This is a genomic window from Streptomyces sp. NBC_00631 (genome assembly GCF_045206895.1).
In the GTDB taxonomy this organism is placed as follows: Bacteria; Actinomycetota; Actinomycetes; order Streptomycetales; family Streptomycetaceae; genus Streptomyces.
This window is the reverse complement of sequence record NZ_CP107734.1, coordinates 512406-526996: the sequence shown is the minus strand read 5'-3', so window position 1 is coordinate 526996 and position 14591 is coordinate 512406. Positions and strand designations below refer to the sequence as shown.

The window sequence follows — 14591 nt, the reverse complement described above, 5'->3', positions numbered from 1 at the left end:
GCTACTTCTTCGCGCCCTTGTAGCCGGTGACCTTGGCGATCCAGGCCACGAAGTCGGGCAGGTCGATGTTGGCGCCGTGGCCCTGGTCCCAGTAGTAGAGGTGGTTGACGTCGTCGCCGAGGCCCGCCGCGGCCGCAGCCAGGTTCGCGGAGATGACGTGCGAGGTGTCGGTGTCGTTGGTGCCGAGGCGGATCCACCAGTGCTTGGTCCGCTTCGGGTTGGCCTTCTGCACGAGGTGGTACATCGGGTTCATCAGGTCGAGCTTGGCGGGGATGTCACTCGCGACGCGCTTGGTGGTCAGGCCCGTTGTGTCGTTCTTGGCGCCGTACGCGGTGAAGTGGCGCGCCTTGGTGGTGCCCGCGCCGAACTCGTTGTTCTCGCCGGCCGACAGGTCGAAGGCGTCGAAGGCCGGGGCGGTCTTCTTGCGGGCGCCGACGTGGGTGAGGAAGTCGTCCCAGGTGAAGGCCGCCTTGCCGTTCTTCCAGGTGATGAAGGTGTTCTTCGCCAGGTAGGTCTCGCGGTCGGAGTCCGACAGGGCAGCGAGGTAGGTGGTGGCCGCGGGCTCCAGGTACTGCGTGACCAGGTAGTCGTCGTAGTTGCGGGCCGTGAGCGTGCCGAAGCCCGAGCCCTTCAGGCCGCGCAGCTTCAACTTCGCCTGGTACTCGGCGAACTGCGACTGGAGATCCTTGGACACCGTCTGGTCGACGACCTTGCCGGTGGACTGGGTGACGTTGGTGCCCCAGTTCCACTCGTAGGCGCCGTCGGCGTGCTCCAGGTCGGTGATCGGGCACCAGGCGCCGGTGGCGAAGATCGCGTCGGAGGCGTCGGCAGCGCCGATCTCGTCGAGGAGCTTGTCGTAGAGCGAGCTGTCGCCGGACGCGCCGAGCAGCGCGGACAGGGCGCCGCCCGCGCTCACGCCGGCGGAGACGATCCGGTCGGTGTCACCGGGGATGCGGCCCTTGTTGGCGCGCAGATACCGCACGGCCGCCTTGAGGTCGACGATCGCCGCCGGGGCCGTGCCGTAGTACTCGCCGGCGGAGTTCGTCGTCGTGCGGCCTCGGGCGCCGGGCTCGACGACGACGTAGCCGGCCAGGAGCGCCATCTGCGGCATGGCTGCCGCACCGCCGCCGCTGGGCGCGGTGGGGGAGGCCGACGCGGTGGCGGATGCCGACGGAGACGCCGACGCAGAGGAGCTGCCGCCGCCAGGGGGTCCTCCGGCTCCCACGGCGCCACCGATCCCGGTCGCCGCCGCCACCGAGGACTCGACGTAACCGGCGATGACGTTGGACAGGACGATGGGCGCGTTCGAGGCGTCCACGGCCTTGCCGTCGATCTCGACGGGCACGCTGACGATCAGACTCTGGTACTTCTCGTCGACCGGCTTGGAGACGTACGTGATGGCCTTCCAGAAGTGGTAGGTCACGTCGTGCGCGGTGCCGTCGGTGTCCGTGAGAGTGGTCGTGATCTCGGTGTAGCCCTCCGGATCGAAGACCAGGCCGTCGGAGGACGACGAGTCGGAGGCGGTCTCGCTGGACGCCTGCGCGCTGACGGCGATGCCGCCGACTGCCGCGACACCGGCGGTCGCACCGATCCCCAGAACGACCGACCTACGTTTGATCGCCTTGTGCTTCAACTTGATGCCCTCTCCGGAAGTGTCCCGCCGGTGCCCACGGATGGTCGCGGACTGAGTGATCCGCTCCTGCGAACGTAGAGAAGTGTTGACGATAACGCCAACGATCCTGCTCGTTTCATGGGGGACCCATATGACCTCATGGGCGGCTCACAGCGGCGTCACGTCCGGTGTACAGGAGAACTTCCGGAGTGCGGCCTGGCGGCCATGTTCGGGATTCACTTCCTCACCGCGGTGCGTGCCGGCAGGAACGACGTGATGCGGGTCCGGGCCGGTTCGCCGTCGGCCACCGCCGCGATGAGCCTGGCCTCCTCTTCGAGGTGCTGCCCCAAGGCGTTCCGCTCGCCGGCGGACAGCAGCCGTTTCGCCGCGGTGAGGGCCTCCGTCGGTCTCTCGGCGAACTCGACGGCGAGGGCGGTGCTGTCCAGGCCGGGGTCCGGCACCAGGCGCGAGACCGGACCCCAGCGTTCGGCCTGCTCTCCGGTCAGCACCCGGTTGGTGAGGACGAGATCGGCTGCCGGTCTCGGCCTCGGCCTGACCATCGCCGACCAGATGCTGGTCGCCACCGTCACCGTGCACGACCCCGACGACAGGGTCCTGGCGTGGGTCAGGATCTATCTCCACCCGGACTACGACACCTCCGAAGAGACCATGGATCTCACCACCGGGAACTGGTCCGCCGCCGAGCCGACGTAAGCTTGCGCGACATCCCTCAACCGCACGGTGCCCCAGTGTTCGGCGGCGCGGTGGCCGGCCCCAGTGCGGGTTCACGCAGGCGTACGACTGTCCCGGCTGCACTGGTGGAGAGGGAAGGGCGCGGCGGTCGCCGTCACCTCAGTGCTGTGGCCGCACCGACTCCCGGATCACCAACTGGGTGCTCAGGACCACGTGATCGTCGCCCCTGATGGTGTCCTCACGGTCGAGCGCCAGGCGTACGGCGGTCCGTCCCAGTTCCTCGTACGGGACACGGACCGTGGTCAGGGACGGTGTCAGGTCGGCGGCGTAGGGGACGTCGTCGAAACCGATGAGCGACACGTCACGGGGGACCCGGAGACCCGCCTCGCGCAGGGCGGCCAGCACGCCGACGGCGATCGCGTCGGTGGCGGCGAAGACCGCGGTGAAGTCCAGGCCCGCGTCCAGCGCGTCGCGCACCCGGCGGTATCCCGAGGCGCGGGTGTACAAGCCGGGCAGGTCGAGGTCCTCCGCGTACGGGACCGAGTGGGCGCGCAGCGCGCTGAGATGGCCGTCGTGGCGCTGTTCGGCGCTGCTGAAGCCCGGCTTGCCGCCGAGGAAGAGGATGCGTCGGTGCCCGGCGGCGAGGAGGTGCGAGGTGGCTTGGAACGCGCCGCCCCGGTTGTCGTAGTCGACCACGGTCGCCGGGATCCCGGAAGGCAGCGCAGGGCGCCCGATCAGTACCAGTCGGGATCCGGCGGCGTCGAGGGCCGTGGCGTACTCGGCCATGCGACGGTGGTAGGCGTTGTCGGGGACGGTTCCGCCGACGAGGAGGACCGCGGCGGCGTGCTGCTCCCGCATGAGCTGGACCAGGTCGTCCTCCCGAGCGGCGTCGCCGTGGGTGGAGCAGACCAGGCTCAGCCTGCCTCGGCCGGTGGCCTCCTGTTCCACGCCTGCGGCGACATGCGTCAGTGAGGGACCAGTGATGTCCGGGACGACCAGGGCGACGGGACCGGCGACGGCGCCGGAGAGGGCCTTCGCGTGGACGTTCACCACGTAGTGCAGTGACTCGACGGCTGCCATGACGCGGGCCTTTGTTTCCGCCGACACCGGGTAGTTGCCGGCCAGGGTGCGGGAAACGGTTGCTACCGATACCCCTGCCTTTGCCGCGACATCGCGGATGGTGCTCGGTCCGTCCGGCCTCGTGCCCTTCCGTCTGGTTCTGCTGCCTTCAGGGCCCTTGCGGGCGCTCTTCCCGTCGTTCGTCACAAGGGCTGACGCTACTGCATGGGTCACGCTTGCCGCCCGATCGGAGCGGGATCTGCCGTGCGCGGAAGGTAAACGATTACTGCACTCCGTCCGGAGTCGCCATCATGCCCGCCAGCCGTCTGCGCTGGGGAGGACGGCCTGCCATTTGCTTGGGAGCCGACAGGACCGGTGCGGCTCCCGGGCGCCGACGCGGCGTCCGCTCACCCGTGACGGGAACGTCGGCAGTGGGACGACGTCGCGGTCTGTGACCGGACTCCGCAGCGGCCCCCGGGTCAGGCGCTGTTGACCAGGTCGGCCTGGCGGACGGCGTGGGCGAGCGGAGCGCCCGCGCCGAGCAGGGCCAGCTCGTCCACGACGGTGCGGCCCAGTCGCTCCAGTTCGTTGCCGAGAGAGCCGGCGATGTGCGGGGTGAGGAAGACGTTGGGCAGCCGGTACAGGGGTGAGTCCGCGGGCAGGGGCTCCGGCTCGGTCACGTCCAGGACGGCGCCGATCCGTCCGGAGACCAGTTCGTCGGTGAGCGCGTCGGGATCGACGAGGGCGCCCCGGGAGGTGTTGACGAGCACCGAGCCGTCGGGCATCAGCGACAACCGTCGGCGGTCGAGCATGCGGTAGGTCTCCGGGATGTCCGGCGCGTGCAGGCTGACGATGTCGCTGGTGCGCATCAGCTCGTCGAGCGGCAGGAGTACGGCGCCCAGGGCGGCGGCCTCGCCGGCGTCGACGTACGGGTCGTACAGCGTCACCGCGAAGTCGAAGGGCCGCAGCAGTTCGAGCAGGCGGCGTCCGACCCGGGAGGCCCCGATGATCCCGACCCGTCTGCCGAGGTTGCCCACGGCGGCGAGGTCCGCGGGCGGCGGGAACGCGTTCTCGGTCCGGAACCGGTGCCGCAGCCCGAAGGCGTCCTTGCCGGAGAGCAGGATCGCGGCGAGCGTGAACTCGGCGACCGGGAGCGCGTTGGCCCGCACGGCACTGGACACCGAGACGCCTCGCTCCCAGACCTCGGGAGCGATCAGGTTGCGCACGCTGCCCGCCGCGTGGAGTACGGTCCGCAGCCGGGGCGTCGCGGTCAGGACGGCCTCATCGACGCGCGGGCAGCCCCAGCCGGTGATCAGCACCTCGGCCTCGGCCAGTGGCCCCGCCATCGCCGGCTCGGCGAAGTCCTGTACGACCAGGGCGGGGTCGATCCGCGCCAGGGCCGTCAACCGTGCCATCAGCCGGGGCGGGAAGAGCTCGGGAAGGTGCACCGGGTTCATGGCGAACACGGCGCGCGGTAGCTCGGACGTGGCCATGGATCTCCGCTTCTGCTGTGAGGAGATGAAGAAAAGGGAGGGTAAACGTATTCTACGCTAGAGCTCGCCGGGTGCACCGGTCAATGTTCCGCTGTAGGCGACGCGTCAGGGATCCGTCCGGGAGCGTCGGGCCTCCCATTTGAGGTAAACGTGGAAGTCGCAGGCCAGCGCGGCCCACTGGGTTACTTTCCGGCAAGCCTCGCGAAACAAATGACCTCATCCCTCTTGTGGGGCCGCCCTCCGAGGTCCTACCGTCCACGGGAAACGGTTACTGAAACCGTGCAGCCATTGCCTCTCTTGCTGCCTGCAGTCGCCCGCGCCCCCTCCCCACCGCAGGCGCTGTCCGCCTTTCCCCGGAGGACCGATGAGCAACATCCCCACGAGAGCCCTCGCCGGCGCGGCCGCCGCCCTCTCGCTGTCCCTCGTCCTCAGCGCCTGCGGTGGCGGTGAGGAGACCGACTCGGCGGCCAAGACCACCGGCAAGGTGCAGCTGGAGTTCTGGAGCTGGACGGAGGGGATCCAGCAGCAGGTTGCGGTCTGGAACAAGGCGCACCCCGAGACCCAGGTGAAGTACGTCAACGCGGCCGGCGACACCGTCTACCAGAAGCTGCGCGCCGCGGTGACCTCCGGCAACGCACCCTGTCTGTCCAAGATGGACGGGATGAACCTGGCGAACTTCGCCGCCGACGGGCTGCTCACCGACATCACCAAGGTCGCCGCCCCGTACAGGTCCCGCTACACGGCTCCCGCCTGGAACGCGGTCAGCCCCGGCGGCGCGACCTACGGCATCCCCACGGGCTCCTCACCCCTGTTCACCGCCTACCGGGCGGACCTGTTCCAGAAGTACGGCATCAAGGCCCCGACCACCTGGGACGACGTGATCGCCGCGGGCAAGGCCGTGCAGAAGAAGGACAAGAACGTCAAGATCTTCAACATGGCGGGCGAGGACCCGAGCACCCTCGTCGACCTGTCCTGGCAGGCGGGCGCCGAGTGGTACAAGCTCGCCGGCGACCACTGGGAGATCGGCTTCAACTCGCCCGACGCGCTCAAGGCCGCCGACATCGTTCAGCAATTGGTGGACGACAACCTGGCCTCCAACGCCTCCTACGCCGACCCCGGCGTCTTCAAGACCTGGGACCTCGGCAAGACCATCCTGATGACCACCTCCACCTGGCAACTGCCGATCTACGACACCAACTTCCCCAAGTCCAAGGGCAAGTGGCAGCTCGCCGCCGCACCGGTCTTCGACACGGCCAAGCCGCAGACCTCCAGCAACTTCGACGTGACAGCGGTACTCAAGGGCTGCAAGTACCCCGACCGGGCAGCCCAGTTCGCGGCCTGGCTGTCCAGCAGCAAGGAGTCGCTGACCGCCCTCACCGACCCCGCGTCCAAGTCGGGGCTCTTCCCGGCGGTCAAGGACGTCTCCCCGTACGTCGACAAGATCATCCCGACGGAGATGTTCAACGGGAAGTCGGACAGCGCGCAGATCATCACCACCGCCGCGTCCCGGGTGGGGGAGCAGTGGCAGTACGGGCCGGACTACGCGGCCATGTACTCCGAGATGCAGAAGCAGTGGGGCAAGGTCATGAAGAAGCAGCTCACCGTGAAGGACATGCTGACGCATCTTCAGGAGTGGGTGCTCGCCGACCTGAAGAACAAGGGCGTCAAGGCCGTCGCGGCCGGCTGAATCACCTGATCTGGAGACTTTCTTGTCCACTCTCACGCGGCCGGCGAAGGTCGCCACCGACTCCCCGGTCCGGCGGACCTCCCCCCGCCGGGCCGGGAGACGGGGAGCCTACAAGGGCCTGCTGTTCATGCTGCCCTTCCTGATCGGCTTCCTCCTCACCTACGTCGTGCCGATCGGCTACGCGCTCAACCAGAGCCTGCACGAGAAGAAGAGCAGCGGCATCGGCTTCGGCCCGACGAAGGTCGTCTTCGCGGGCTTCGCCAACTTCGCGGCGATCCTCGCGGACGGCACCTTCTGGGCCGGCATGCTGCGCACCCTGCTCTTCGGAGCCGCGCAGATCACGGTCATGCTGGGCATCTCCCTGCTGCTGGCCCTGCTGCTCGACGGCGTCGCGGCCCGCGCGGTCCGCTTCTTCCGCGCCGGACTGCTCATCCCGTACGTCATCCCGGGCGTGGTCTCCACCCTGATCTGGCTGTTCCTCTACAGCCCGACCGCGAGCCCCATCATCGACCTCGCGGACAAGGCAGGCACGACCGTCACCTTCTTCGGCGGCATCAACACCTATCTTTCGCTGGGCAACCTGCTCACCTGGCAGGGGATCGGCTTCAACATGATCCTGATCTCCGCCTCGCTACAGGCGCTGCCCCGGGAGCTGTACGAGGCGGCCCGCCTCGACGGGGCGAAGGAGTGGCGGATCGCCTGGTCCGTGAAGGTGCCCAACATCACCGGGATCCTCATCCTGACCGGCATGTTCTCCCTGATCGGCCGCCTCCAGCTGTTCACCGAGCCGCTGTTCCTGCGGTACGTGGCGCCGGAGTCCATCAGTACGGACTTCACGCCGATGCTGGAGATCTTCGACCGGGCCTTCAAGACCGGCGACTACCAGTACGCCGCCGCCGAGTCGCTCGTCCTCGCCGTCGTCACCGGCATCCTCGCCTTCGTCTTCTACCGCGTCACGAACAGGAAGATGTCATGAGCAGCGTCGCCCACGGGGGCGGTGTCCGCCCCACCCGCCGGGCGGTGGCCCTCACCACCGGCCTCCTGATCGTCTTCCTGCTCTACTCCCTCGCCCCGACCTGGTTCCTGCTGGTGGCGTCGACGAAGAACCAGACGGACCTCTACTCCACTTTCGGCCTGTGGTTCTCCACCAACCACCTCGCCGACAACTTCCAGGCGATCTGGGACTACCACGACGGCGTCTTCGGCCGCTGGATCCTCAACTCCGTCCTCTACTCCACCGTCGGCGCCGCCGGTTCGACGCTCCTCTCGCTCGCCGCCGGCTACGGACTGGCGAAATTCGACTTCCGGGGCCGGGGCGCCCTGTTCGGCGTCATCGTCGGCGCCTCCCTGCTGCCGAGCACGCTGCTCGCGTTCCCGCTGTACCTCGTCTTCGCGGACATCCACCTCACCAACACCGTCTGGGCGGTGCTGATCCCCTACTTCATCAACCCCTTCGGGGTCTATCTCGGCAAGGTCTACGCCGACAGCTCGGTACCCACCGAGCTGATGGAGGCGGCCCGCATCGACGGCGCGAGCGAGACGCGGGTCTTCTTCTCGATCGCGATGCGGCTGATGCGCACCGGCGGCATCACGATCTTCATGCTCGACTTCGTCAACATCTGGAACAACTTCTTCCTTCCCCTGTTCATGCTCAACGGCGAGCGCTCCTTCCCCGTGACCCTGGGCCTCTTCTCCTGGGTGCAACAGGCGCAGCAGTCCCGCGACATGAACACCCTCGTCCTCACCGGGTCCCTGCTGTCGATCATCCCGCTGGCGGTCTTCATGTTCGCCCTCCAGAAGTACTGGCGCAGCGGGATCCTCATGGGCAGCCTCAAGTAAAGGAACAGCTGTGCCCAACGCACCCAAGAGACGTGACGTGTTGAAGTACGCCGGAGCGACCGGCGTCGTCGTGGCGGGGGTCGGTCTGCCCCTCGGCACCGCGGTCCCTGCCGCGGCAGCCGCGCGGGTGGACTGTGCCCCTCTGGACATCGTTGTCTTCGGTGACACCGCATCCGAGACCGCCCACACTCTCACCGCCGTCCTCTCCGACACGGTCACCGGCGGACTCGGGCAGAGCGCCCGTGTCCTCAACCCGACCGAGCCGGCCTCCTACTGGGGCGGGACCCTGACGTTCGACGTGGCGGTCAGCCCGACGGGCACCACCTACGTCACCGTCCGCCTCTGGGGCGACGACCACGACGACTCCTCCGAGGAGGCCGCGTCCGGCACCGACATGTGGCGCCTCCAGCTCTTCTGCGAGGGCAAGCAGGTCGGCTACGAGGACCAGGGCGCCGTCGACTGCCTCGACATCCTCGACACCGCCCCGCGCACCCCGGGCCGCTTCTTCTTCCACACGCTGCCGTTGCCGGAGAAGATGACCGCCGGCAAGGAGAAGGTGTCGCTGGAGATCCGCGCCATGGGCCGCATCTGGTCCTACGGCCAGGATTCCTCCCAGCTCTACCGGATCATGACCACCCCGTCGCGCGGTATCTACCGCCTCTACACCCACACCGACCCGTGCTTCGTGCCGCCCAAGGGCGAGGTCCAGGGCCCCGCGCCCGAGCCGAAGCCGCGCACGGGCGGCGAGGAGATCCTGGACGCCATCAAGGCGCGGGTGCAGAAGGACCAGAAGAACCTCCTCACCACCGCGAATCCGGCCACCTTGGACGGCTGGGCCATGCAGTCGCTGGCCGAGGGCTACCTGTGGTCCGGCAGCCCCGCCTACCAGAACCCGCAGGCACTGGACCGGGTGCTCCAGGCGATCGACGGCCGGTACCTGGCGTGGAAGGCCGACTCCACCGTCCTGACCGGCTCCGACCAGCAGTGGCAGGGCTTCGGCCGGGTCGGCCTGGTGCTGGCCCTGCTGTGGGAGAACCTCGGTGACCGTCTGAGCGAGCGGGTCACCGGCTCGCCGTACGCCATCGCCAACCCCGGCTTCGAAGCGGGCGGCGACACCCCGCAGGCATGGTCGGCGCCGAGCTGGGCCCTGAGCACCGACGCGACCTGCACTCGTGACACGACGGTCTCGCGCAGCGGCTCGGCTTCCCTGAAGCTCAAGGCCACCGCGACCGACGGCAAGGTCTACGTCTATCCCGACGCGAAGACGAAGATCGGCTCAGGCACGTACACCTACGGCGCCTGGATCAGGACCGACGGCGTCACGGGCGCCGGCGCCCACATCGACCCCTTGTTCTTCGACGCGAGCGGCAAGCTGGTCGGCAGCGACCACAAGGTGTACGCGAGTAAGGGCACCCACGACTGGGAGTACGTCAAGTTCGTCTTCGACACCCCTGCCGGCGCGACCCAGATGCAGATGACCCTGCGCCTGAACGGCCCCGGCACGGCCTGGTTCGACGACGTCACCCTCGTCGCGCCCGCCGATACCACCACTCCCGTGCCGCCGGTCCGCAAGGACGCGTACATCGACATGCTCCAGTCCAGCCGGGACTACTGGCGTCGGCACTTCCCGCACTACAGCAACCAGTCGCAGATCTGCGCCATCGGCCTCTACCAGGCCAACCGCGGCCTGAAGCTCCTCGCCCCGGACCTGGCCCGGTCCGAGGACAGGATCCGCGACTACATGTACCAGTCGATCGGCATCAAGCCCTACCTCGGCCCCGAGGACGCCGACGGCAACCCCGCCAAGCCGCTCGGCGAGAGCTACTACCAGGTGACCCGCAAGGGCCTCACCCGTGAACTCGGCTACGTCGGCAGCTACGGCGAGGTCCTGGACTGGCTCGTGATGATGTACGAGTCCGTCACGCGCGGATACGGCGGCCAGGAGGCGCCCGAGCTGCGCGAGCAGATGGTGAAGATCTCCAAGGCGCGCGGCGCGTTCCGGGTGATCGACGTCGACCGGGACGGCTGCCGCATCTCACGCATCGAGACGGTGATCGGCTGGCGCAACGAGGTCTACCCCGGCGAGACCGCGTACGCCTCCCGCACCGCCTGGGACTCCAACCCCCTGATGACGGCCGCCGTCTTCAAGGACCCCGACATCGTCGGCTGGACCCAGGAGATGATCACCGACGGCCAGCTCTACCCCCAGCTGAACCTCCAGGCCACCCATCCCTGGACCCGCGTCGGCCTCAACGCCCTGCGGTTCCTCTCCCGCGACCTTCCCGAGTTCCAGTCACTGCCCGCCCGGCCCGGCCGTATCCCCACCGCCTGGGAGCAGCCCGACTTCGTCCTCACCGACGAGGAGAACGGCTGTGTCGCCGTCAAGAACGGCGAGGAACTCCTCTTCGCCTCCCTCTACTTCCGCTCCCGCCAGGGCGTGAACAACTACGCCCGTATCCACCACGTCACCCCCACCGACCAGCGTTCGGCCACCATCCGTGAACGGTCCGGCGGTCTCACGGACGACACGTTCACCGCCCGGGACTGGGTCCTGTGGGACTACGCCATCAACGACCCCGGTGCCTCCCACCTCCCGCCCGGCGGCTTCCCGCCCCCCGGCGACACCCTTCACCAGGCCCTGGCCGGCGACGTCTACCACCTCGCCCCCGTCCCCGACGACGTCCCCGACCCCACGCTCGGCGTCCACTTCGACGGCGTGGAGACCATGCTGGTGGGCCGCGCGCCGTTCTACCTCTGCGAGTACGGCGACTACCTGATCGCCATGAACACCAGCACGGACAAGGCCGTCACCCTCCCGCCGCGAACCGACTTCGGCCCCGCCCGCGACCTGGCCACCGGCAAGACCGTGGGAGCGGGCCACCGGCCCAGGCTCGGCCCGCTCAGCACCCTCGTCCTGTACCGGGGCTGAGGCAGTTCCCGGGCCGGTGCGGTATGGGAGACCGCACCGGCCCGCCCCCCACCTCCCTTCACCACTCAACGTCGAGTGAGAGGACCGTCCCTTGAACGAGCCGCAGTCCAGCCCTGGCACCCCTCCCTCCCGCCGCCGTTTCCTCAAGCTCACCGCGGTCGGTGCAGGCGCCGCCGGGCTCGCGGGCGCCGGGGGACTGGCCGGCGCCGACCCGGCCGCCGCCGTCACCTCCGGCCTCACCGCGCTGACCCACCCCGGTGTCCTGCACAGCCGCTCCGACCTCGACCGCATGCGCGCCAAGGTCGCGGCGGGCGCGTCCCCCTGGATCGAGGGCTACAACGTCTTCGCCGCCGACCGCTTCTCCTCGTCCTCGTACGTCGTGGCCGGCGGCCAGGCGACCGTCACCCGGGGCAGCGACACCGAAGACGGCAACACGGAGCTCTGGTACGACTGCAACGCCGCCTACCAGAACGCCCTCATGTGGTACATCACCCAGGACACCGCCCACGCGTACAAGGCCCTGGAGATCATCAAGTCCTGGACCGACGCGCTTGAGGAGATCAACGGCAAGGACGCAGAACTGGCCGCCGGGATCTACGGCGCCAAACTGGCCGCCGCCGTCGAGATCATGCACTACACCGGCCCGTCGGGCAGCTGGTCGCAGTCCGAACTGAACGCCACCGTCGCCATGTTCGAGAACATCTTCGTGCCACTCATCAACGTCTACGGCGACGGCGGCTACGGCCTGTGCGGGCTGAAGGGCATGTTCCAGATAGCGGTGGCCTGCAACAACCTCACGCTCTTCAACGACGCCTACAACGCCTTCTACACGCACAGCTGTTGCGGCCTGACCAAGCTGATCCAGCCCGGCACCGGCCAGTGCTGCGAGTCCGGCCGCGACCAGGCGCACACCCAGCTGATCCTCGGCTCCCTGGCCGAGATCTGTGAGACCGGCCGGGTCCAGGGCCTCGACCTGTACGGTGCGTCCAGCTCGCTGCTGCTGTCCGGGTTCGAGTACACGGCGAAGTACAACCTCGGCGACACCGTCCCGTACGACGCCACCTTCGGCCGGTGCAACTGGCACTGGTCGGCGATCTCCACCACAGGGCGAGGCACGTTCCGGAACATCTACGAGATGGCGTACAACCACTATGTGAAGCGGGCCGGCAAGTCCGCGCCGTACACAGCCCAGGTGGCGGGTCGACTGCGGCCGGAGGGTGCACCCTTCCAGTGCGACCACCCGGGCTTCGGCACCCTCCTCTTCTCACTCTGATTCTCACTCTGAGTTCCGAGTTCGACTTCACGTACGCGACCGACGAGGAGGGCCCCGAGTGATCGACGTCGGCCGCATCCGCCTGTTCTGCACGAGCCTGGGCCCCGTCGGCGCCCCCGCGCTGCTCCTGGTGCACGGCTGGGGCGGCGACGGTAGGGAGTGGTCGCCGCACGCCGAGGCGCTGGCCGAGCGGTTCCGGGTGGTCGTCCCGGACCTGCGCGGCCACGGCCGCTCCGAGGTACCGGACCAGGGCAACACACCGGTGGGGATGGCGGACGACCTGGCCGCACTCATCGAGACTCTCGCCACCGGAGCGGTGGTGGCCGTCGGCCACTCCATGGGCGGTCAGGTGGCAAACCTGCTGGCGGTACGGCACCCGGAGCTCGTGCGGTCGGTCGTCGCCCTCGACCCCGCCCACGGTGCCCGCGGTGCCGAAGTGGACGGGATCCCGGCGCGCCTGGCCGACTACGAGGCCCGCGGAGCCCGGGCCGCCGCCGAATTCGTGGCCGACGCGTTCTCCCCGCAGGCCCCGCCAGGGCTGCGCACCGCCCATGTCCGCACCATGCTCGGCACCCCGGACCACGTCATCGCCCAGTCGTACGCGGGCATGTACACCGACCCGGACGCGGTCGGCGTCCGCCCGCACAGTGAGGCGTACCTGCGCCGCCGCCCCCAGCCGGCACTGACCGTGTGGACCTCGACGGAGGCGGCCGCCTGGGAACGCGGCTTCCTCCAGACCCAGGGCTCACGGGTGGAGCACTGGCCCGGCACCGGCCACTACCTGCACGAGGAGCGGCCCGAGCGCACGGTGCGGCTCATCCGGGAGTGGGCCGCCGGGTGATCGCACGGCGGGGAGAACGCCGACCGTCCCCTTCTGTACGGCCGAGCACCTCTTCAGGAGAGCCGAGAGCCCAGCAGTCGGCGGGTGTTGCCCCCGTAGATCGCGGCTCGCTCGTCCTCGGTGAGGTCGAGTTCCTCCACGTTGGCGATGGCGGACCGGATGTAGCCGGGGCCCTTCTCGGGGTCGTACGGGGAGTCGCTGCCGAACAGGACCCGTTCGGGGCCGAAGAACTCCACCGCGCAGCGCAGGGCGTGGGCGGCGCCGAAGAGGGCGGTGTCGGCGTAGAACATCTTGAAGTAGTCGACCGGCCGCTTGGTGAGCGGATAGCCGGTGACGTCCTCCTGCTGATGGGCCGGGGTGCGGGAGCCGAGCTGGTCCCAGCCGGGGCCGACGCGGCCGGAGAAGTGCGGGACCATGCTGCCGCCGTGGTGGATCAGGAACTTCAGGTTCGGGTAGCGCTCCAGGACACCGGAGAAGACGATGCGGGCCATGAAGGCCGACAGATCGTACTCCCAGCCGAAGGTCCACCAGATCTCGTACTTGGAGCGTTCCTCGGTGGGGTAATCGGCCCAGGTGGAGTTGCGGCAGGGGTGCACCTGGATGAGGAGGTCCAGTTCCGCGCACCGCTTCCAGAACGGTTCGAAGCGGTCCTCGTCCAGGGGGTGGTCCTGGACATGGGTGTAGATCTGTACGCCGACCGCACCCAACTCGTTCACGCAACGGTCGAGTTCGGCGACCGCGGAATCCACGTCGTTGAGCGCGACCGCGGCACAGAAGCCGGCGAAGCGGTCGGGGTGCTTGCCCACCAACTCGGCCAGGCCGTCGTTGCCGCGGCGGGCGAAGTCCGTGGAGACGGCGGGAGCGCCGAAGTCCTCGACGGGCGGGGCGGCGAGGTTGATGATCTGGCGGTAGCCGGGGAACTCGTCCAACTGCCGGAAGCGGACGTCCAGATCGACCAGGGACGGGATGTTCATGATGCGTTTGCGCAGGTTGGCGACGGCCGGGACGCCGTCGAGGGCGAAGAGGCGGTCGGCGTAGTCGCGCGGCAGGATGTGACAGAAGGCGTCGAGCTTCTCGGTCGTCTTCTCCGGCCGCGTCGGTGAGTTCAGCTCCGTCTCGGTTTCCGTGTTCTCGTGCATGGCGTTCCTCTCCGTCGGGCGGCCCG

General features: G+C 68.8%; 12 protein-coding genes. 7 read left to right on the top strand and 5 right to left on the bottom strand.

The annotated features are described in order from the left end of the window. Position 1: 1 nt before the first annotated feature. Positions 2-1633: a subtype B tannase gene (locus OHB00_RS02735; RefSeq protein WP_406430810.1), complete on the bottom strand. Its 1632-nt coding sequence runs from the start codon at positions 1631-1633 to the stop codon at positions 2-4. 215 nt (positions 1634-1848) lie between these two features. Further along, on the bottom strand, positions 1849-2121 hold the full coding sequence (locus OHB00_RS02730; RefSeq protein WP_406430808.1) for an enoyl-CoA hydratase/isomerase family protein: 273 nt from the start codon (positions 2119-2121) through the stop codon (positions 1849-1851). Between the two features lie 7 nt (positions 2122-2128). Here OHB00_RS02730 and OHB00_RS02725 point away from each other — a divergent pair, with 7 nt between their 5' ends. Continuing rightward, positions 2129-2326, top strand: coding sequence for a hypothetical protein (locus tag OHB00_RS02725; RefSeq protein WP_406430806.1), 198 nt, complete (start codon positions 2129-2131; stop codon positions 2324-2326). Positions 2327-2464: 138 nt separating this feature from the next. Here the strand turns inward: OHB00_RS02725 and OHB00_RS02720 are convergent, their stop codons facing one another. Together OHB00_RS02720 and OHB00_RS02715 are read right to left on the bottom strand one after the other, a co-directional pair. Further along, positions 2465-3484 (bottom strand): LacI family DNA-binding transcriptional regulator, encoded by a 1020-nt coding sequence (locus OHB00_RS02720; RefSeq protein WP_406445589.1) that lies wholly within the window; start codon positions 3482-3484, stop codon positions 2465-2467. A 359-nt stretch (positions 3485-3843) separates the two neighbouring features. Continuing rightward, positions 3844-4857 (bottom strand): hydroxyacid dehydrogenase, encoded by a 1014-nt coding sequence (locus OHB00_RS02715; protein WP_406430804.1) that lies wholly within the window; start codon positions 4855-4857, stop codon positions 3844-3846. Between the two features lie 364 nt (positions 4858-5221). Here OHB00_RS02715 and OHB00_RS02710 point away from each other — a divergent pair, with 364 nt between their 5' ends. The 6 genes from OHB00_RS02710 (at position 5222) to OHB00_RS02685 (ending at position 13426) form a co-directional block, all read left to right on the top strand. Beyond that, positions 5222-6544 carry an ABC transporter substrate-binding protein gene (locus OHB00_RS02710; protein ID WP_406430802.1) on the top strand — a complete coding sequence of 441 codons (1323 nt, stop codon included), beginning with the start codon at positions 5222-5224 and terminating at the stop codon, positions 6542-6544. A gap of 22 nt (positions 6545-6566) precedes the next feature. Continuing rightward, positions 6567-7520, top strand: coding sequence for a carbohydrate ABC transporter permease (locus OHB00_RS02705; RefSeq protein WP_406430800.1), 954 nt, complete (start codon positions 6567-6569; stop codon positions 7518-7520). Next, entirely contained in the window at positions 7517-8383 is an 867-nt protein-coding gene (locus tag OHB00_RS02700; protein ID WP_406430798.1) for a carbohydrate ABC transporter permease, read from the top strand. The genes OHB00_RS02705 and OHB00_RS02700 overlap by 4 nt, the downstream gene beginning before the upstream one ends. 10 nt (positions 8384-8393) lie before the next feature. Continuing rightward, on the top strand, positions 8394-11312 hold the full coding sequence (locus OHB00_RS02695) for a Tat pathway signal sequence domain protein (RefSeq protein ID WP_406430796.1): 2919 nt from the start codon (positions 8394-8396) through the stop codon (positions 11310-11312). Positions 11313-11403: 91 nt separating this feature from the next. Continuing rightward, a complete protein-coding gene (locus tag OHB00_RS02690) occupies positions 11404-12585 on the top strand; it encodes a hypothetical protein (RefSeq protein WP_406430794.1) in 1182 nt (393 codons plus the stop codon). 58 nt (positions 12586-12643) lie between these two features. Then, a complete protein-coding gene (locus OHB00_RS02685) occupies positions 12644-13426 on the top strand; it encodes an alpha/beta fold hydrolase (protein WP_406430792.1) in 783 nt (260 codons plus the stop codon). A gap of 53 nt (positions 13427-13479) precedes the next feature. On the opposite strand, the gene OHB00_RS02680 is transcribed toward OHB00_RS02685, so the two are convergent. After that, positions 13480-14565 carry an amidohydrolase family protein gene (locus OHB00_RS02680; RefSeq protein WP_406430790.1) on the bottom strand — a complete coding sequence of 362 codons (1086 nt, stop codon included), beginning with the start codon at positions 14563-14565 and terminating at the stop codon, positions 13480-13482. Between the last annotated feature and the right edge of the window lie 26 nt (positions 14566-14591).